A 19609-nucleotide genomic window follows, 5' to 3' on the forward strand; every position below is an offset into this window, starting at 1 on the left:
GCTGTAGATTGTCATTTTGAAAGTAAATGATTGATTTAGTGGGATTGCCCTAGGATGGACAATGATAGTTAGTTCAAAATGCTTTGGTATTTTGCCCTTACAAAACTGAATTATTCATGGTTACACATAGACAATTATTCGCCCTATTGACTCCTTTATTGATAAGCTTAGGTGTCCATGCACAAGATGCTTTGAAAGCTGAATTTCAAACACCACCTAATACAGCTAAACCACGAGTTTGGTGGCATTGGATGAATGGAAACATCACCAAGGAAGGTATTCAGAAGGATTTGGAGTGGATGGAGAAGACAGGTATTGGTGGTTTTCAGAATTTTGATGCTAGCTTAATGACACCCGTTGTAGTGAAAGATAAGCTAAGCTTTATGAACCCGGGCTGGAAAGATGCTTTTAAGTTTACCGCCGATTTAGCGAAGAAAAAGAACTTAGAAATGGCTATTGCAGGTTCGCCTGGTTGGAGTGTAACGGGTGGGCCATGGGTTAAGCCCTCCGATGCCATGAAAAAATATGTATGGTCAGAGACAAGACTTAGTGGAGGAAAAGTGTTCACAGGTAAGATTCCTGCACCTTCTTCCGTAACAGGTCCTATGCAAAATACTCCTGTGGAAGCAGGTGGATTTGGTGGCCCTGCTCCAGGTCCAGCACCCGTGGTACCCGAATATTACCAAGATTTTGCAGTAATCGCCTATCCATTATCCCAACAGGATAAAGCTATGAGTAGCATGAATGCTACTTTGACGAGCAGTGGAGGAACTTTTACCTTAGCTCAATTGACCGATGGCGATTTGCATAATTTTAGCATGTTACCTCCTAAAAATGTGGGTGATGAAACATGGATTCAATACGAGTTTCCAGAAGTTCAAGAAATTGCCGCAGCGACTATTGCAAATGAAGGATATGGGGAATTAGCTGTTTTCAGAGGTGGTCCAGAAAACAGATTTCTTCAATACAGTACAGATGGAGTTAATTTTAAGCAAATAGTAGCTATACCTGGTACAATTACGGCCCAAACTACCTTGTCGTTCAATCCAGTCAAAGCGAAATTTGTTCGATTAGTTTATAAAATATTGCCTCCTGCTCCTAATATGATGGCAATGTTTGGGGGTAATCAAGATAATAGTCTTAAGGGAACTCAAGTTTCAGAATTTGTAGTACATACAAGTCCTAAAGTTCATTTGTTTGAAGGCAAAGCAGGTTTTCAGCCTTGGGTAGAGACGCCAGGGGTGTTGACTTATAACCCTGCTGGACCTAAGACGAATCAAGTTATTGATTTGACGAGTCTAATGAAATCAGATGGTTCCATTTCATGGAATGCCCCTGCGGGAGATTGGGTCATTTATCGATTCGGTTATTCATTGACAGGTAAAAAGAATCACCCTGCATCTCCTGAAGCCACAGGTTTGGAAGTGGATAAAATAGATCGAGAAGCGGTAAGTCGTTATTTGAACAATTATTTAGACCAATACAAGGATGCTACTGGAAATGACCTAATGGGAAAGCAAGGCTTGACGCATATGGTTTTGGATAGTTATGAAGCGGGTCACATGACCTGGACACCAGCCATGTTTGATGTATTTAAGGCCAAGCGCGGCTATGATATGAAGCCTTGGTTACCCGTTTTAGTTGGCCAGATTGTCCAAGATCTTAAATCCAGTGAGAAGTTTTTATGGGATTTTCGCAAGACAATCGGAGAAATGATTGTTGAAAATCATTATGAATTGATTGGAGAAATTTTGGCTCAAAGAGGAATGAAACGCTATACGGAATCTCATGAATCGGGTCGTATCTTTTTAGCAGATGGTATGGATGTGAAGAAGAAAGCAGATATACCTATGTCAGCAATGTGGCAGCCTGGAGCTTTGGTACCTGGTGCAGATGAAGAAATTAGAAGTAGAGCAGATATTCGTGAGTCGGCTTCCGTGGCCCATATTTATGGTCAAAATATCGTGGCTGCCGAGTCGATGACAACCGTTGGTAATCCTTTTAAACCTCATCCTGGGACCTTAAAAAGAACAGCCGACGTAGAAATGGCATCTGGCTTAAATCGATTTGTTATCCATACTTCGGTGCATCAACCCTTGGATAATTTGTTCCCAGGATTCACCTTAGGGCCGTTTGGACAATGGTTTACCCGTCAGGAAACTTGGGCAGATCAAGCTCGTGTTTGGGGAGATTATTTAGGAAGAAGTTCACATATGTTGCAGCAAGGTAAATTTGTGGCAGATATCCTTTATTACTATGGGGAGAATACGAACATTACCTCCAATTTCACCAAGTCATTACCCGATTTACCAGTGGGTTATGAGTATGATTTTGTGAATTCAACAGCTTTGAAAAACGTCATTTCTTCGCAAAATAAGAAATTGACGAATCCTAATGGCGGTCAATATTCGGTATTGGTATTAGACCCTACAGCGAAACAAATGACCTTGTCGGTATTAAATAGAATCTTGCAATTAGCAATAACTGGAGTGCCCGTGGCTGGACATGCGCCAGAATATACGCCAAGTTTAGTGGATAATGAACAAGAGTTTATAGGTCAATTAGCACAATTAAAAAAATTACCTAATGTGTATTTTGGGAAGGACTTGAAAGAAGTTTTGGCACAATTAAAGGTGTCAGAAGATGTTCAGGTATCGAATCAAAAAGCAGAGATTTTGTATGTTCACCGGGCATTGGCCGATAAGCAGATTTACTGGTTGAATAGTCGTTCTAATGAACCCAATTCAGCACAAGTATCTTTCCGAGTTAGTGGAAAAGTTCCATCAATCTGGAATCCAGAGACAGGCGAGGTTACTCGAGTTGGTTATGAAATCAAAGGAGGAAGAACCCTCTTGAATTTAGAATTCACTCCTTGGGATGCTTATTTTATTGTATTTGAAGGGAAAGCTACGGCATTAAAAGTAAGCTATCCGAAGCCACAAGTGGTGAAAACTCAAGCAATAGAAGGGCCATGGAAAGTTCAATTCCAAAAAGACAGAAGTGCTCCTACTGAGATTACATTGAATTCCTTGGTATCATTGAATAAGCATGAAAATGAAGGCGTTAAGTATTTTTCTGGAGCCGCTACCTACAGTAATAAGTATGAATTGTTGAGCATTGCTCGTGGTGAAAGTATCAAGCTAGATTTAGGTGATGTGAAAAATTTAGCGGAAGTATATGTGAATGGCAACAAAGTGGCGACTTTATGGAAAAAGCCATTTATAGTAGATATAACTTCTCCATTAAAAATGGGTAAAAATACGATTGAAATAAAAGTAATAAACTCTTGGGTAAACCGCTTAGTGGGCGATGCCCAGCCAGGTGCTAATAAGATTACTTTTACTTCTTTTCCTTTGATTCGTCCCAATAGTCAAACCGAAGAATCTGGTTTGCTAGGGCCTGTTAAAGTATCGACTTACAAATAAAATGATAAATGATTGCTTAAAAATCCCCGGTCTTTCCGGGGATTTTTTTTGATCTAAACTTCTGAATTACAGTGCTATGTTCAAGGAAGTTGTTTTCTGACTTTGAACTACGATAGCACTAATCTGTTTTTCAACGGCTACTGTACCATTGGCATTTTCAGAAACTACAACTAAATCATAGCTGCCTGCAGCAAGAAAAGCTAACGTATACGCACCAGTAGAACTTACTTTGGTGCTAGAAATGGCATTGGCAAAACGAACATTTTCACCTGTTGGTTCCGCACTTTCACTCGCAGTATATTTGTCTTTCTCGTACGTATAAATCACGTATTTTTTATCAGTAGCCAAATTACTCACTAATCCCGAGATCGTTCCCGATTGATTGTTTACTGCGATTTTAATGGTTGGATTTAAAATATAGGTGCTTCCATTTCCTGTTACGACAATGGATTTTCTCAAGTCGAAGTCGGCCGTAACTTCTACCACTCCATTAATTGGTACAGAAAAGTTTCCGTTTGCTTTATAGCCTGACGATGCGCCACTTGGTACAAATAGAGGCATTTTTTCACCAGTCAATAATTCGACATAGCATCCAGGATTGCTTGGATTATTGGTGCCCTTAGCTGGAGCATCTAATTTGAAGCGTAATCCCGTATAGTTTCCAGACTTTAAGGTATAATTACCCAGTAGGGATGTTTTACCGTTTTGCAAATCTAGAATATTCACCACTTGTGGACTGGTAAAATCCGTGGCTGTTTCCCAAGAACCACCGCTATTTTGGTATTCTAATCCAGTGAAGGTTACATAAACGGCTTTGACATTGGCGGCATCAATTGGGGCATCCGTGACGCTGAGGGCTAGCTTTCCTGTACCATTGCTAAGGTCATCGTTTTTACAGGAAACAAACAAGGCAGAAATGATTAAAAGTGCTGAGAGTTGATTAGAGAATTTCATTGTTTTATATGGTTTTAAAATTTATCTATTAACGTAAGTTAGGCTGTTAAATTTCATTAAAAAATGCTAAATTGTTCCAAATAAGGCATTTTTGAAGTCCAAATTGTGTCTTTTATCACCCAAAAAGTTTCATTCAAAGTCATGATGAGTTCAATGGTCGTTTTACTACTATTCTTGGCAATAATCGCATTTCTTTATTCATCGGTCGGTCATGGCGGGGCAAGTGGTTACTTGGCTGTGATGGCTATGATGGGTGTGGCACCAGCGATTATGAAACCCTCAGCCTTAGTGATGAACTTAGCCGTGTCCTTATTTTCATTTATAGGATTCTACCGAGCGGGACATTTTAAGTTTATATTATTTTGGCCTTTTGCCATTGCTTCTGTTCCCTTGGCATATTTGGGAGGAACCATGACACTTTCGGATTCTATTTATAAGAAGATTTTGGCAATATGTATATTGATATCCATTTTTCGATTAATCTTCCAAATTCGCCAAGAACAAGAAGAAACTAAACCTATTTCCACTTTAGCCGGACTTGCTTCTGGGGGAGCCATAGGATTGATTTCAGGTATGATTGGCATCGGGGGAGGGATTGTATTGACTCCATTGATGTTATTAATGCGGTGGGCCACTTTAAAGCAAACGGCAGCCGTATCGGCTCTATTCATTTTTGTTAATTCATTGTCAGGTTTATATGGGCAACTCCAAAAGGGAGGAATTCAAGTGACAGATAATTTTCAATGGTCGGTAGCTGCTACGATCATCGGAGGACTACTAGGCTCTTATTATGGGAGCCAAAAGTTTAATGTACCTACCTTACGTTACCTATTGGCCATCGGTCTTGTTATCGCAAGTGCCAAATTAATTTTCACTTAGGTATTTTTCGACATGATTCATTTGGCTAATAAATAGCCGATTTTCAATCAGTGTATGTAGGAACTAAGCATTTTTTATTCCCATTAGGCATTCTGCGCAATCAAAAAAATCAAACATTTTTTTTGAAAATAAAATTTTCAGTATACATTTGCATAATAATCTACTAAAAAGGTAGGAAATATAGGGTAAAAGAAATTGATAAACCTATCATATAAAATCAACGGATTTTCTATGCCCTTTTAACGCCACACTATTACATGAGTTGGAGTTTTACTGTTTCTCTATAATTCCATATTTACCCTTCCTGCCAGTATTAACTGGCAGGGGGTAAAGATTGGTCGGAATGAGGAAGTGGTTATTCTTTAGACTTGTATGGGGATTATCTAGATTAGCTCTTTTGTAAGGAGGAAACATAGTTTTTAATAATGGTTGAAGGTTATAAAACCGCCTTGTTATACGAGGTGGTTTTATTTTAAACATGACAAGCAAATGAAAAAAGTATATTTAAGTGATGCGGGTCCCAAGGTTTCACCAGCTATTTATGGTTTTTGGCGATGGAAGAGTGAACACGCTCAAATGGAGCGAATCGTTAGTTTATGCCTAGACCTAGGTATTAATACCTTTGATCATGCTGATCGATATGGCGATTATTCTTGCGAAGAGGTTTTTGGCCAATTCATTCATCATAAAATTGTTAAGCGATCTGACATCGTTTTGTTCTCCAAATGTGGGTATAATGTGCCGAATCCATCGAGGCCCGAATATCGGGTACCTCATTTTCAGACTTCTTCTACTCACATCATTCAATCCGTGGAAAATTCTTTAAGAAATCTAAAAACAGATTACTTAGACGTTTTTTTATTGGATTATTTGGATCCCTTGGCCGATTTGGAATCGGCAGCATTAGCCTTAGACAAATTGAAAAATGCGGGGAAAATCAAGAGTATAGGCGTATCGAATTTTACAGTGTATCAGCATCAGCTTTTAGAAGCATATTTGTCTTGCCCAGTTGTTTCCAATCATTTACATATTAATCTATTAGATACCAGTGCATTAGCTAATGGTTCAATTGATTATGTCAAACAGAAGTATATGAGACCCTTGGCTGTTTCTCCTTTGGCGGGCGGAAGAATCCAGTTGGGAACAGATCCTGCGGCTATACGTGTCAGGTTAAAATTAGAAGAAATTGCAAAAAAGTATGAAGCTGATATAGAATCAATTGCTGTAGCCTGGATTGTAAAATTAGGAGCATTACCCGTTATAGGCACTTTAGAGGAAAAACGAATTCGGAATATTGTGGATTCCTTTAAAATCAATTTAGACCATCAAGATTGGTATGAATTATATGAAGCTAGTAAAAATGGATAAAATCGGCTAGAGCGCTAGCCAAATGATTGTTGATCATGTTTTAAAATATACGACAAGATGATACAGATCAATTATTTAGCCTTTGCTATACCCTTATTTTTAGGTTTTATTTTGTTGGAATATGCTTGGTCAAGAAAGAGGGCTAAATCTGTCCATCAATTTGCTGAATCCATCGCCAATCTGAATGTTGGTATTGCTGAAAGGCTGACAGATTTATTGACGGCCGGTTTATTTTATTGGGTTTTCGACTGGATATATCAACACGGTGCTATTTTTCATATTAGGGAAAACTTCATTACTTGGACTTTACTATTTCTACTAACTGATTTTATTTGGTATTGTTACCATCGCTGTGGACATCAAGTTAATCTGCTATGGGGTTTTCATGTAGTTCATCATCAAAGTGAAGATTTCAATTATACTACTTCCACGCGGATTACTTTATTACAATCGATTGCCCGGGGTTTATTCTGGTCGATCTTACCTTGGATTGGATTTCCTCCCCACATGATATTTACTTTTTTATTAATTCATGGGACTTATCCTTTTTTTACCCATACTACCTTGGTAGGCAAGTTGGGTTTTTTAGAATGGTTTATGGTTACACCTTCACATCATCGGGTTCACCATAGTAGCAATGACATTTATTTAGACAAAAATTTCGGGGATATATTGATCATTTGGGATCGACTGTTTGGTACGTTCGCAGAAGAAACAGAGCCGCCAGTTTATGGATTGACTAAGCCTCTAAAAAGTCATAGTTTTTTATGGCAACACTTTCATTTTTTGCTGGAAATGGCCTTAGCATTTATTTCTGCTACTAATGGGAAAGAACGTTGGAAAATTATTTTTGGTAAGCCCGACGACCTAGATCCCCAACTTAGAGAAGAAGGCGAAACGTTATTTCATATTCACCAAAGCAAGGGAGAATTGAATATCAAACTGCAGAATTATATTTTGTGGACTACAGGTTTGACCATGCTAATCTTATTTTTTACCATTTTATTGGAGCAATATTTTACGATTGGCCAATTGGTTTTTCTCTCTTTTTGGGTTTTAATCAATGTCATTAGCACGGGAGCCATGTTAGAAAAAAAGGCCTGGGTGTTTTATTTGGAATATGCCAAAGTCTATATTTTAATGGGCATTCTCGCTTTTTCTCCCATTTCCCAAGCCTTTATTTGGATCCTTTTAGCTTTTCTGGTGTGCTTAACTTGGTATATTAGACCCATCAAAGAGTGGTATGTTCACGTAGTTTTGTGTGTTTAGTCCACTTGATTTTCCATTTGTCACATTTTCATTCATATCAGATGATTTCTCCCTTGAAAAAGCTTACTTACAAGCTTTTTAAGAATGAATCAAAACATGGCAAATATTCAAATTATAAAATCCGAGGTCCTTTCAGATAATTGGTATGTACTACGAAAAATAACCTATGAGTTTACGCAGCCCAATGGAACGGTTCAAGTGCATAGTCGGGAAGCTTATGATCGTGGGAATGGAGCGACCATTTTATTGTATAATAAAGAAGCGGGGACGGTTATTTTGACTCGACAATTTCGTTTGCCTACTTATGTTAATGGAAATCCAGATGGTATGATGATAGAAGCCTGTGCAGGATTATTGGATCAGGATAATCCGGAGGATTGTATTCGTCGGGAAACAGAGGAGGAAACAGGCTACAAAATTACTGAAATACAAAAAGTATTTGAAGCTTATATGTCGCCAGGCTCTGTCACAGAAATCTTATATTTCTTTATTGCGGCTTATTCCAAATCCATGAAGGTGAGTGATGGAGGAGGCGTGGAACATGAACAAGAAAACATCGAAGTACTAGAAATACCTATTCACCAAGCAATGGAAATGGTACAGTCTGGGGAGATTAAAGACGCCAAAACCATGATGCTTTTGCAGTATATAAAACTTCATGGGATTTTGTAGAAATGATCCATTGGATAAAAAGGAGTTTACTCATTTGCCCATTAAGGTAATTTCTAGCTTAGAAACGCGTATATTGGAAGGTCGTTATGGAGTAATGACGCTCAAATATGCGCTTTTATCAAACTCGATTTTGTTTATTTTGGATATTCATCTTATTGTCGTCTGGGCTTAAAGCTCAAACAGAGTATCGTTGGTTAAGTAGGCCTCATGCCATTAAGAGTTTGGACAGTTTATTGCATCAGGCACCTAGCTTAGCCTTTAAAAGCAATTTTTATCCTCATGGTTTTCTTGATTCTTTGCTTCAGATACCAGCAAAATCTAAGTCTAGTAATGATTCCTTGGTGCTAGAAAAGCAAATTCAAAATTTGGCAACTTCCTTTTTTGAAGATTTAAGCTTTGGAAATCCAAGGCCAACATTTAAATTCCAAGGTTACTCATTTGAATTGAGGAAAAATGAAGTCGGTCTAATGCTGGATTCTTATCTGAATAAACAGTCAATTGTAAATTTAGTTAATTATCTAAATAATTCATCTCCGGAAGTTAAATCCATTTTGGCGGTACTTTCATCCAATCAAGATAGTTTAGCTTCGAATCCAGCCAGAATAGCTCAATTGACTTTATCGGCCAACCATTATCGTTGGTTACATCACATTAGGAAAAATCTATTATTGACTGTGGTGAATATTCCTGCGGCTCAATTGAAAGTGTATCAAGGGAATCAAGTTGCCTTAAAAATGAAAGTGGTATTGGGTAGACCAGCTAGGCCCACGCGTGTTTTAACAGCTCAAATTAAAAACCTAATTATCAATCCCAATTGGTTTGTACCTCGCAGTATTGCAACGGAAGAATTATTGCCAGAAATTCAAAAGAACATAAGGTATTTTTATGCGAGTCATTTAGACCTTTTGGATAAAAACAATCAGATAGTGGATGCCAAAACGGTCAATTGGAAAGCCTTGAGTAAAGATTATTTTCCTTATTCATTCCGACAAAAAACCGGTGTTTGGAATACTTTAGGGATATTGAAAATCCCATTTGATAATCCCTACCGCTTATACTTACATGACACTTCAGAGAAGAAGTTATTTGCTTCTACTAAGCGATTTTACAGCCATGGTTGTATCCGCTTGGAAGACCCAATTCGATATGGGAAATTACTTTTAGGACCTAATTCCCGCGCGATGGATACCTTAAAGATTGATGGACCTTATTATAATATTCCTTCCAAATGGATCAAAGTCAATAAAGTTGCTCCGCTAATCATTTGGTATAATCTAATTGATTTTGACGAGAAGGGAGAGGTGCTTTATTTGGAAAATATATATAAATAGAGGTTAAGAATGGGGAATGAAGAATGAAGAATGTAGAATGAAGAATGTAGAATTTTCTTTTAAAGGAATATGCTACAATTTATCAGATTTTGAGGAACAGGAAGATATATTAATTCTATTTTGAACTTAATTCTCCATTCTTCATTCTACATTCTTCATATAGGATGCTAAACCTTATAATACTGCTCCCAACCTTTTCTTGGAGCGGCGCCTTTTAATAAGGAATTGGCCAATGCATTGTTGGTAATCTGTTTGGTTTTTGGATCAAAAATCAATTTTGTATTTAATTTCTGTGCCATACAACCTAAGGAGAATACTTGACTTAAAGGACCAGCAATGGCAAATGGAGAACGAGTTTCCTCTTGTCCCATGCAGGCTTTTAAGAAATTGGCATAATGGTTCGAAGGACTTTTCGGTACTTCAGGTAATTTAGATGCCATATCCTTGGCTTGTTCTGGGGGGATAATGGATAAAGTACTTCCATGGGATCCACCTTTGAATGTTAAGTCTTTGGAATAAATGATTTTACCCGGATTCAATTTAGCAGGCTGTATTTTTCCATTACTTGCTGGCGGGATATTTGGGTCCAATTCCGTGACACCATATCCTTGAGGGACAGGAGGAATATTGTTGATACCATCATACCAAGTGATATCTACTGGAGGCATAGTACCTCTTTCTGGAAATTTAAATAATATCGTGGAAGATTGCGGATAGAAATACGGATTATGGCCATCGGCTCTCAACATATTTATTTCTGTAGGTAAGCCTAAGTCTAAAAATTGGTGAGCCGTATCAATAATATGTGCACCCCAGTCGCCCAGAGCTCCTAATCCGTAATCAAACCAGCAGCGCCATTGACCATTAACAAAATCTTTATTATAATCATGTGGCTGCGTTACACCCATCCAAATATCCCAATCTAAGCTACTTGGGATAGCTTCAGCAGGTGGGAAGCTCTTGATTTGGGTATTCCATCCATGCCAGCGACGAGCAGAATTCATGTGAGCCGTAATAGCCGTTACATCCTTGATGATTCCAGCATCTTTGTAGGCCTTAAATTGAAAGTAATTGGCTTCTGAGTGACCTTGGTTACCCATTTGTGTTACCAATTTAGAATGCTTTTTCGCCGCTTTCATCATCAACTCAACTTCGTTGAAAGTTCTAGCCATCGGTTTCTCTACATACACATGTTTCCCTAATCCTAGGGCCATCATGGTAATGGCAAAGTGAGCATGATCAGGTACTCCAATGGCTACGGCATCAATTTGGTTGCCCATCTTGTCGAACATAGTACGGAAGTCCTGAAATCTAGGAACATCAGGAAATTTTTGAAGAACCTCCAAGGTTTGAGGAGCTCCCATGTCGACATCACAAAATGCAACAAAATTGGCCAAACCTGTTTTATGAAATGACATGACATCAGAACCCCCTTGGTTTCCAATTCCGATACAGGCTAAATTAACTTTATCACCCGCTTTTTTGGTCGGGATAAAGGAAGAATGCTTTTCTGAATTGGTCCAAATGTATGGAAATGCAGAGGCTGCGGCTATTAATCCTGTATTTTTCAGGAAGGATCGACGGTCTTGGTTTTCTTTCATAATGGCTTAGTTTATCCAAATATATCATTTATTGATCAATACCCATGCGGTATTATCAGGTATTTGGATTAACTATGAAAGGAATTTTGTGCTAATATTTACTGAAAAATAAAGGGAAAAAATAGGCTATTTCTCATGTGTTTAATGCATCAAAAATAGCCTAATTCTCATTTATTTTTTTGTGATCGAAAATTGATCATGAATTTCACCATCTGAACCTAGCCAAACAGCTTCTAATTTGGTCTTGGTGATATCCAAAATCATGGATCCACCTATCTTATTGTTTGAGTAAATGGCCGACTTTAAAGGATATCCATCTCTTTGTCCACCTAGCTGGCCACCTGATCCATTGACAATATAAATAACTCCTTGGCCATCTTTTCCTACCGCATATTGATTTGGAGCAGTCGTATTTTCAACAATATGCTTAGTTGCGTCAAAAGTAGCATTGATGCCATAATGTCCTCTTAAAGGATGTGTACGTTCATACACATGGCTATGCCCAGCCATTACAATATCTACTTTATATTTTTCAAACAATGGGTTTACATTTTGTCTCATTTTCACCATGTCTTTTTCCGTATCAGAATCATGTGAGCCTTTGGAATAGGGAGGTTTATGGAAGTATACGATGGTCCAAGGTAATTTATTGGCAGCCAAATCTTTTTCTAACCACTCAAATTGAGCTCCTTTTCCATCCATTACTTGTAGGCCTGAAGGCTCCATTAATTCAGAATCGATTGATACTAAGTGAACTTGGCCATAATTGACCGAATAGTATGACTCATTTCCTGAAGGGATACCACCTAATTCACCTTGAACAGGCATGCTGAATATCTTGAAATAAGGAGGCTCTGATGGATCGTGCTTGCCGGCATAATCATGGTTACCCGGAGCAGGGTATAAGTTTAAATTTTGGAAAAATTCATCTTGATAGATAGGAAAAACTTTCTTTTGGTATTCCTCATCTAAGCCTTTACTATAGGCATTATCTCCTAACCAAATCCAAGCGTCTGGTCGGTGGTCTTTGGTATATTTTACAATCGCATCTTTAACCTCTAATTGGTTTTTTGAACCAGAGCCAAAATCGCCTAATGCCCAAATACGTACGGCCTGCGTAGAACCCAATTTAGGAGCAGTCAAAATGTATCTTTTTTCTGAAGCCGCTTCCATGGTTTTATGATCACCAATGGTATAATAATATTTTTTGTTCGGTTTTAAACCTGAAATAATGACTTCGTGGTCTACTACTGCCTGCTTTAGTCCAACTAATTTAGTTAGTTTATTAGGGCTTTCGCCATAAATAACGCGACTATCTGTTGCTTGCTCAGTTCGCCAGCGAATGATACCTTGATTAGGGCTAACACTTTGTAAATAAGGTCCACGTATGATTTGTGCCGAGACTGAACTAAATACGAGGGTGAATAATAAAAGGAAGAAGAACGAAACGATTTTTTTCATGTTGTTGAATAGGTTTTTGAAAGCGCAATATTACTGATTAATATCAAAGCCAGATGAAGGGAAGGTAAAATTTTTGGAATACCTAAACAGCCTTTCTTTCATTTGAAATCAATCGAATACAAATTTTTATTATATTAGTACAATTATTCTAAACCTAATCAAATATGCAAGCTAATTTTTTATCAGCTGTTCTACTTCCTCTTGCCTTATCCATCATCATGATGGGGCTGGGCCTTTCCTTACAATTGGAAGATTTTAAACGGGTTGTTACTTTCCCTAAAGCCGTTGTACTGGGATTGTTTTGTCAAATGATCTTACTGCCTGTAATCTGTTATTTTATTGCCATAGGTTTTGGGCTTTCACCCGAATTAGCTGTTGGACTAATGTTGTTATCAGCTTCACCAGGTGGTCCTACTGCCAACTTATATTCTCATATTTCCAAAGGTGATGTGGCATTGAATGTCACATTAACGGCTTTGAATAGCTTAATTTCCATATTTTCCATTACAATCATCGTGAATTTTGCCATGAAGCAATTCATGCAGTCTGATCAATATGTGCCACTACAATTTTCAAAAGTTTTGGAAGTGGTCATGATTGTGCTTTTACCTGTTTCTATTGGGATGATTGTTCGGTCCAAGTTTTCCAAATTAGCGGCAGCTCTAGATAAACCCGTGAAAATAGCTTCAGCCATTTTTTTAACGTTAGTGATCATTTTAACTTTATTAAAAGAGAAAAGTCATATTGTAGATGACTTTAAAGTGGTAGGATTAGCAACTTTGACTTTGAATGTGGCAAGTATGGCTATTGGTTATTTCATGCCCTTGTTTTTTCAATTGGGCAAAAAACAAGCCATTGCTATAGGGATGGAGATAGGAATTCATAATGGCACTTTAGCCATCTTCATTGCGCTTACGGTTATTGGTAATAGTACCATGAGTATTCCTCCAGTTATTTATAGTCTTTTGATGTTCTTTACAGCGGCTATTTTTGGATATTTAGTCAATATTGGCAGAAAAAATGCTTAAGATTGTCGGAATTTGCTAGAATAGTTTACTTTTTGGAAAGTTTAATTAACTTATTCCGTTGATTTATGCTATTATTTTGTGTCGTGTTCAACCAATATACACGACATGAAATTTATGCGCTCTTTTTTGCTAACAAGTAGCTTACTAATTGTTCTATTTAGTAGTGCTATTATAGCTCAAAAATCGAAAGTTACCCCAGAAACGGCTTTAACTTCCTACATTCATAATGGGGACGCATCTTATCGTTGGGAAGTGAGAGATTCTTCTAAAATTGGTTCAACTACGGCCTACCAATTGATTTTAACTTCACAAAAATGGAGAGAATATACGTGGCGTCATCAATTGACAATTTTCGTTCCTAAGGAAATTAAATTTCAAGATGCCATGTTGTTTATTTCTGGTGGATCAAATAAAAATGAACAACCTAATTTAGTTGCGGATGAGCGTCTTTGGCCAATTTTAGCCAATATTTCTGATAAAAATAAAGCAATCGTTTCTCTAATCAGACAAGTTCCTAATCAACCGCTTTACGGAGATAAGACAGAAGATGAGTTGATTTCCTATACTTTGCATCAATTCAAAGAAACCAAAGATTATACTTGGCCATTGTTATTTCCTATGGTTAAATCAGCGGTTAGAGGGATGGATGCCGTACAGGAGTTTAGTCAAAAGCGAATTAAAGCTAAGGTTGGAGGATTTGTGATTTCAGGCTTTTCTAAAAGAGGCTGGACTACCTGGCTAACGGGTGCTATTGATGATCCTCGCGTGAAGGCTATAGGGCCCATGGTGATTGATATGTTGAACATGCCAGCTACATTGGATTATCAGTTTAAAACATACGGAGAATATAGCATACAAATACAAGATTATGTGAGTTTGGGTATCCCACAAGGGAAAGATACTCCAGATGGGAAGACATTAACCGCCTTAGTAGACCCTTTTTCATATCGTGCCAAATTAAAGGTGCCTAAGACTTTATTCATTGGAACCAATGATGAGTATTGGACAGTAGATGCAATCAAGCACTATTACGATCAAATTCCAGGTAAAAATATGATCCATTATGTAGCGAATGCAGGTCATGATTTAGCTGGAGGTAAACAAGCATTTGAAGCTTTAAGTGGATTTTTTGCCAATACCATTCAAGGAAGAGAATATCCTGTATGTACTTGGAATGCTAATTCGACAAAGGAGGGAGCTGAATTAAAGGTACAAGTAGCTACGCAGGATTTGGTTGATGCCACTTTGTGGGAAACGACTTCGATGGACCGTGATTTTAGAAATAACCTTTGGCTTAGTTCTCGTGTAAAATTGGAGAACTTGCCTAATTTGAAATTGACTCAAGCTTATCCTAAGAAAGGATATCAGGCCTTTTATTTGGATTTGAAATACAAAGACGCCTCTGGCGGAAATTATACCATTAGTACTCGTGTATTTGTAACAGATACCGAAAAGATTTTATAATAAACCTCTAACCTATGAAAACCAGTCAGGGCAGATGTCGAAAGATGTTTGCCCTGATTTTTTTGTGCCTATTTGATGGTATGTAATGAAAAGAGGAATTCGGAGCAGTTGACTAGACAATGAACCAATGCAGCATAAAACACATTTTTTGTCTTGATGTAGGTATATCCATAAGCCCATCCAGCTACACTTGCTAAACCTACAAATATCACGGAACCAGCATGGAAATGTACTAGACCAAAAAACATACTGGTAATAGCCAAGGAAGTATAGGTTCCAGCTTTAGCCACATGGTTTTTCTCCAAGAAATAAGCTCCGGCAAAAAGAACGATTGAGATTAGACCAGGAAACCAGAATAAGTCTTTATACATGGCATAACCTGTATAGAAACTAAGTATCGTAAATAGTATGGCACCCCAGGTCCAATAGGCTTTCCAATTTGACAAAATAGCTATTTTCTTAGCTAATAAATTTTGAATAAGACCTCTGAAAAACAACTCCTCAAAAAGAGCTGTGCCAATATAAACCCGAATGAGTTCTCGTATGGCAGCTGGAATTAAAAGCCAAGCAAATCCTGCGAATGGTTGGGAGATGTTGAAGTTCCAGGCAATACCTGCGATGTAAACAAATCCTAAAAATGACAACCAAGAACCTAGTGCAACACCCATATGTGACCATTTCCAAGTAGGATAAAAACCAACATCAGGTAGTTTTCTAACCACGACAAAAGAATAGGCCGCACCTAAAATCAGTATGATTTTTTGCACAGAACTAAATCCATCCGTATCGAAAGGAATATCGCTATTGCCTGGAAAATGAATGATGGTCGATGGAATGAGTATTAGTAAAAGGATGATTAAATCTGACCAGGAGGCTTCTTGTTTAGGAAATGCTAAAAATGCCAAAGTAGGGAATAAGTACAAGAAAAAATACAGTCCTGAGCTTCCGATGAACGGATTGATTCCATGAAATAAATAATGACTAATGAGCAACAAAAATAAAAAGAGAGGAACTACTAGCGCCCTCTCTTTTTTTAGGTGATACATATCTTGCAGTTTTTCAACCACTGCGGGCCTTCCTAAGGTAAAGATAAAGGCATATAAAACAAGAAAATAGCCACTCGAAATCAGCAGTTCTTGGCTAGGGACATCTTTGTTTAAATAGAGAAATACAGCATATAGTAATGCTGTCATGATGCCACCTTGTTGGATTGATTTCGAATAGCTGTTCATGATTATCCGATGAATTTTTGAATGTGATGGTAACTTTTCAGGATCAATTCTTCTTCTGTGGTATAGTTTTTACGCCAAATGCAAGCAGCAGGAAGTAGTGGAGTAAAGGCCTCTACTACTAACCAACCTTTGTAGTTCATTTTATCTAAACTTTCAAATACATTGGCCCAATGTACTTGACCTTCTCCTAGGGTAGCGCGTGTATTTTCTGACAATTGAAAATGTCCAATTTCATCAGCAATACGGATCATCGCTTCACCCGTATTAAATTCTTCAATATGGGCATGGAAAGTATCGAACATAATTTTCACATGAGGATGATTGATTGATTTTACCAAACTATATAGTTGATCTGCAGAGCTAACCACGTAGTTTTCAAAACGGTTTAAATATTCTAAGCCTAGCATCACGTTCATTTTTTGAGCGTGCTCAGCTAAAGCCAGCATACTTTCTTTGGACCAGTCTAACTCTTGTTGGGTAGGCGCAGCTCCCGAAAATACACCTAAAGCTGAATGATAGGGTCCAGATAACCAGGAAGCTCCTAAATAAGCCGTGACATCTACTGCCTTTTTAAGAAAGTCAACCCCATTTTTTCGAACAGCAGGATCTGAGGAAATGGTATTGCGATCTGCCCCTAAAAAAGTCACCGTAAAAACTTCTAAACCTAGTCGGTCAATCTCTTCTTTCCACGGTTTCCAATAGGCTAAATCCGTTTCAAAAATTGGAATTTCTACGCCAGTATAACCGACTTCTTTGATGTAAGATAAGTGAGGAATGAGTGATTCATTCATGTCTGGTCCATAAACCAACATGTTCATCGCAACGGGATATTTCATAAATAATGAGTGATTTAATACTTTAAATGATTATTTCATTCCTCGGTAAGGAATGTTGATGTCTAATTTTCCAGCCCAATTTTTTGGTACTTTTTTACCTAATTCCCAATGGATTGCATTGACAATCAATCGTTGGAATGCTTCCACGGAAAAGTCTTCTGGGTGCCCCATTGTAGTGAAGAAAACGCGGCCTTTATATGGATTTACCCAAGTCCAGGCTATAGGCTGATCTTCCGCCGTTTTATCTGGATTAACAGCTTTACCCATAATTAGCCACTCAGTGCCTTTGACAGGATAATCAGGTAAAACTCGGTAAAGCCAAGAACGTACATGGAAATTAGGCGCAACCCCTGTTAAAATAGGGTGTTTACTAGCAGAAGGAATCACCGATGCATCTGTACTAGCATTATGTCCATAGTGCGTATGCTTAGATTTTCCGCCCCAACCTGGAGGCGCTCCAAAGGTAGTTTCTGCCCAAGCATTATATGATTCTAAGGGATCACCTTTGGGATAATTGAATGAGTGAGTTGTAGTACGAAATCCCATAACCGGTTTTCCAGATTTGACATAGGCATCGATCATGGCTACTTGATCAGCAGGTAATAATCTCCAACGAAGGAAAAATACCGCCAAGTCAGCTTCAGCTAAAACTTCTAATCCAGGAATATTTTTCTCGGCATTTTGATCAGGATATGACTTCAAAACCTTGGTCCGAAAACCATAATTTTTTTCTAAGATATCTGCTAAAAGAGGTAATGTACTTTCACCACTATATTCATGATCACCAGCAACAAATACGATTAGTGGTCTTTTATCTTTTGACTTTTCTTTGAGAGGAGGAATAATTCCCCAACAAGTAATGGAAAATAGGCAAATTTGTAGGAGCACAATCAGCCCAATACGATGGTTAAATTTCATAGTTCCAATTTAAAAAGTGATTAAGCTGAATAATCACTTGAATAGGTTTGTGTATTATTCAAAACTAAATGATTTTTAACAAAACAATGAATACTTTAGCTAAAATTTATCAAAGGATACATGGACTTTAGTATTTTATCATCCATTGTTTTATTACTTATTTTTCTGACCTGTACAGTCGTCATTTGGATTGCAGGAGTAAAAATAACTCGGGCTGTTGATGCAATTACGACCTATTTTAATTTGGGAGAGGCATTTGGAGGGATGGTCTTTTTAGCGATTGTGACCAATCTACCGGAGATAGCAATTACGGTAGTGGCGGCCTATCACAAAGATTATGATATTGCTGTGAGTAATTTATTGGGAGGGGTAGCTATTCAAACGGTGGTGTTGGTTTTGATAGATGTGTTTGGGGTTGGGCGTTTGGCTCCTTTAACTTTAAAGGGGCACTCTCGTGTATTGATTTTAGAAGGAGTGGCCTTGATCATGATTTTAACTTTGGTCATGATGGCCAAGCAATTTCCATCTCAAATCTTGTTTTTTAGGACCACCCCCATTGAGTTGCTCATTTTATTTATTTGGTTAGGGTCAATCTTTTCAATTTCAAGACTGGCCAAATCGGAAGGGTCTATTAAGGAAGATAAAAATAGTTTATCCCAATTGCGTCATCCTAAATCACCGTTTAGAGGAGGTATTCAATCTGCCATCTGGGTTTTAGTCATAGGAGCAGTACTGACCTTAGTGGCTGGTTGGGCCTTAGAATACTCGGGTGAAATATTGTCCAAACGTTGGCATGTCAGCGGTGTACTTTTTGGGGGAACCATATTGGCATTAGCTACTGCCTTGCCTGAAATATCCACAGGTATTGCTTCAGCCAAAATCCGAGATTATAATATGGCAGTTAGTGATATTTTCGGAGGAAATGCCTTTTTACCCGTTTTGTTTTTAGTGGCATCGATCATCAGTGGAGAAGCGGTTATTCCCACCTTGAGTAATTCAGATATGTATTTGACGGGATTGGGTATTTTACTTACCTGCATTTATATGGTGGGGATGGTGCTCCATTCTAAGCGACAAGTATTTCGAATGGGGGTGGATTCACTCTGTGTGCTGCTAACCTACCTTGTTGGATTGATTGGCTTGTGGGCCATAGCATAAAAAAAGAGGTACC

At 38.0% G+C, this 19609-nt stretch carries 15 protein-coding genes; 9 read left to right on the plus strand and 6 right to left on the minus strand.

Annotated features, from left to right (window positions below; genetic code table 11):
- The first annotated feature begins 116 nt into the window (after positions 1 to 116).
- Entirely contained in the window at positions 117 to 3425 is a 3309-nt protein-coding gene (locus tag HME7025_RS03630; RefSeq protein ID WP_109322338.1) for a glycosyl hydrolase, read from the plus strand.
- 66 nt (positions 3426 to 3491) lie between these two features.
- Here HME7025_RS03630 and HME7025_RS03635 read toward each other — a convergent pair whose 3' ends face one another.
- Complete coding sequence (locus HME7025_RS03635) at positions 3492 to 4379, minus strand: DUF4382 domain-containing protein (RefSeq protein WP_109322339.1); 888 nt, start codon at positions 4377 to 4379, stop codon at positions 3492 to 3494.
- Between the two features lie 141 nt (positions 4380 to 4520).
- Here HME7025_RS03635 and HME7025_RS03640 point away from each other — a divergent pair, with 141 nt between their 5' ends.
- The 5 genes from HME7025_RS03640 (at position 4521) to HME7025_RS03660 (ending at position 9898) form a co-directional block, all read left to right on the plus strand.
- Positions 4521 to 5258, plus strand: a complete 738-nt coding sequence (locus HME7025_RS03640; RefSeq protein WP_109322340.1) for a sulfite exporter TauE/SafE family protein — start codon at positions 4521 to 4523, stop codon at positions 5256 to 5258.
- A gap of 489 nt (positions 5259 to 5747) precedes the next feature.
- On the plus strand, positions 5748 to 6626 hold the full coding sequence (locus HME7025_RS03645; protein ID WP_109322341.1) for an aldo/keto reductase: 879 nt from the start codon (positions 5748 to 5750) through the stop codon (positions 6624 to 6626).
- Between the two features lie 57 nt (positions 6627 to 6683).
- Positions 6684 to 7895 (plus strand): sterol desaturase family protein, encoded by a 1212-nt coding sequence (locus tag HME7025_RS03650; RefSeq protein ID WP_109322342.1) that lies wholly within the window; start codon positions 6684 to 6686, stop codon positions 7893 to 7895.
- Positions 7896 to 7991: 96 nt separating this feature from the next.
- Positions 7992 to 8567 carry a GDP-mannose pyrophosphatase NudK gene (nudK, locus tag HME7025_RS03655; RefSeq protein WP_109324956.1) on the plus strand — a complete coding sequence of 192 codons (576 nt, stop codon included), beginning with the start codon at positions 7992 to 7994 and terminating at the stop codon, positions 8565 to 8567.
- Between the two features lie 107 nt (positions 8568 to 8674).
- Entirely contained in the window at positions 8675 to 9898 is a 1224-nt protein-coding gene (locus HME7025_RS03660) for a L,D-transpeptidase family protein (protein ID WP_109322343.1), read from the plus strand.
- 167 nt (positions 9899 to 10065) lie between these two features.
- Here HME7025_RS03660 and HME7025_RS03665 read toward each other — a convergent pair whose 3' ends face one another.
- Both HME7025_RS03665 and HME7025_RS03670 read right to left on the minus strand, forming a co-directional pair.
- Positions 10066 to 11499 (minus strand): Gfo/Idh/MocA family oxidoreductase, encoded by a 1434-nt coding sequence (locus HME7025_RS03665; protein ID WP_109322344.1) that lies wholly within the window; start codon positions 11497 to 11499, stop codon positions 10066 to 10068.
- Between the two features lie 171 nt (positions 11500 to 11670).
- Positions 11671 to 12960: a purple acid phosphatase family protein gene (locus tag HME7025_RS03670; protein WP_109322345.1), complete on the minus strand. Its 1290-nt coding sequence runs from the start codon at positions 12958 to 12960 to the stop codon at positions 11671 to 11673.
- A 164-nt stretch (positions 12961 to 13124) separates the two neighbouring features.
- On the opposite strand from HME7025_RS03670, the gene HME7025_RS03675 reads away from it, so the two are divergent.
- Together HME7025_RS03675 and HME7025_RS03680 are read left to right on the plus strand one after the other, a co-directional pair.
- On the plus strand, positions 13125 to 13988 hold the full coding sequence (locus tag HME7025_RS03675) for a bile acid:sodium symporter family protein (protein WP_109322346.1): 864 nt from the start codon (positions 13125 to 13127) through the stop codon (positions 13986 to 13988).
- A 105-nt stretch (positions 13989 to 14093) separates the two neighbouring features.
- A complete protein-coding gene (locus HME7025_RS03680; protein ID WP_109322347.1) occupies positions 14094 to 15452 on the plus strand; it encodes a PhoPQ-activated pathogenicity-related family protein in 1359 nt (452 codons plus the stop codon).
- A 68-nt stretch (positions 15453 to 15520) separates the two neighbouring features.
- Here HME7025_RS03680 and HME7025_RS03685 read toward each other — a convergent pair whose 3' ends face one another.
- The 3 genes from HME7025_RS03685 to HME7025_RS03695 are packed head-to-tail and all read right to left on the minus strand — an operon-like array spanning position 15521 to position 18438.
- Positions 15521 to 16684, minus strand: a complete 1164-nt coding sequence (locus HME7025_RS03685) for a CPBP family intramembrane glutamic endopeptidase (protein ID WP_109322348.1) — start codon at positions 16682 to 16684, stop codon at positions 15521 to 15523.
- A 2-nt stretch (positions 16685 to 16686) separates the two neighbouring features.
- Entirely contained in the window at positions 16687 to 17520 is an 834-nt protein-coding gene (locus HME7025_RS03690) for a sugar phosphate isomerase/epimerase family protein (RefSeq protein ID WP_226998270.1), read from the minus strand.
- A 30-nt stretch (positions 17521 to 17550) separates the two neighbouring features.
- On the minus strand, positions 17551 to 18438 hold the full coding sequence (locus HME7025_RS03695; protein ID WP_109322349.1) for a ThuA domain-containing protein: 888 nt from the start codon (positions 18436 to 18438) through the stop codon (positions 17551 to 17553).
- 120 nt (positions 18439 to 18558) lie between these two features.
- On the opposite strand from HME7025_RS03695, the gene HME7025_RS03700 reads away from it, so the two are divergent.
- Entirely contained in the window at positions 18559 to 19596 is a 1038-nt protein-coding gene (locus tag HME7025_RS03700) for a sodium:calcium antiporter (protein ID WP_109322350.1), read from the plus strand.
- The last annotated feature ends 13 nt before the right edge of the window (positions 19597 to 19609 follow it).

Source organism: Aquirufa nivalisilvae (assembly GCF_003143535.1).
In the GTDB taxonomy this organism is placed as follows: domain Bacteria; phylum Bacteroidota; class Bacteroidia; order Cytophagales; family Spirosomataceae; genus Aquirufa; species Aquirufa nivalisilvae.

What these genes read in the sequence shown, in the direction of transcription:
- HME7025_RS03650 (WP_109322342.1), top strand. Translation starts at nt 6,684, where the DNA reads ATGATACAGATCAATTATTTAGCCTTTGCTATACCCTTATTTTTAGGT.
- HME7025_RS03665 (WP_109322344.1), bottom strand. Translation starts at nt 11,499, where the DNA reads ATGAAAGAAAACCAAGACCGTCGATCCTTCCTGAAAAATACAGGATTA.
- HME7025_RS03685 (WP_109322348.1), bottom strand. Translation starts at nt 16,684, where the DNA reads ATGAACAGCTATTCGAAATCAATCCAACAAGGTGGCATCATGACAGCA.
- HME7025_RS03660 (WP_109322343.1), top strand. Translation starts at nt 8,675, where the DNA reads ATGCGCTTTTATCAAACTCGATTTTGTTTATTTTGGATATTCATCTTA.
- HME7025_RS03670 (WP_109322345.1), bottom strand. Translation starts at nt 12,960, where the DNA reads ATGAAAAAAATCGTTTCGTTCTTCTTCCTTTTATTATTCACCCTCGTA.
- HME7025_RS03630 (WP_109322338.1), top strand. Translation starts at nt 117, where the DNA reads ATGGTTACACATAGACAATTATTCGCCCTATTGACTCCTTTATTGATA.
- HME7025_RS03675 (WP_109322346.1), top strand. Translation starts at nt 13,125, where the DNA reads ATGCAAGCTAATTTTTTATCAGCTGTTCTACTTCCTCTTGCCTTATCC.
- HME7025_RS03645 (WP_109322341.1), top strand. Translation starts at nt 5,748, where the DNA reads ATGAAAAAAGTATATTTAAGTGATGCGGGTCCCAAGGTTTCACCAGCT.
- HME7025_RS03695 (WP_109322349.1), bottom strand. Translation starts at nt 18,438, where the DNA reads ATGAAATTTAACCATCGTATTGGGCTGATTGTGCTCCTACAAATTTGC.
- HME7025_RS03680 (WP_109322347.1), top strand. Translation starts at nt 14,094, where the DNA reads ATGAAATTTATGCGCTCTTTTTTGCTAACAAGTAGCTTACTAATTGTT.
- HME7025_RS03640 (WP_109322340.1), top strand. Translation starts at nt 4,521, where the DNA reads ATGATGAGTTCAATGGTCGTTTTACTACTATTCTTGGCAATAATCGCA.
- HME7025_RS03700 (WP_109322350.1), top strand. Translation starts at nt 18,559, where the DNA reads ATGGACTTTAGTATTTTATCATCCATTGTTTTATTACTTATTTTTCTG.
- nudK (WP_109324956.1), top strand. Translation starts at nt 7,992, where the DNA reads ATGGCAAATATTCAAATTATAAAATCCGAGGTCCTTTCAGATAATTGG.
- HME7025_RS03690 (WP_226998270.1), bottom strand. Translation starts at nt 17,520, where the DNA reads ATGAAATATCCCGTTGCGATGAACATGTTGGTTTATGGACCAGACATG.
- HME7025_RS03635 (WP_109322339.1), bottom strand. Translation starts at nt 4,379, where the DNA reads ATGAAATTCTCTAATCAACTCTCAGCACTTTTAATCATTTCTGCCTTG.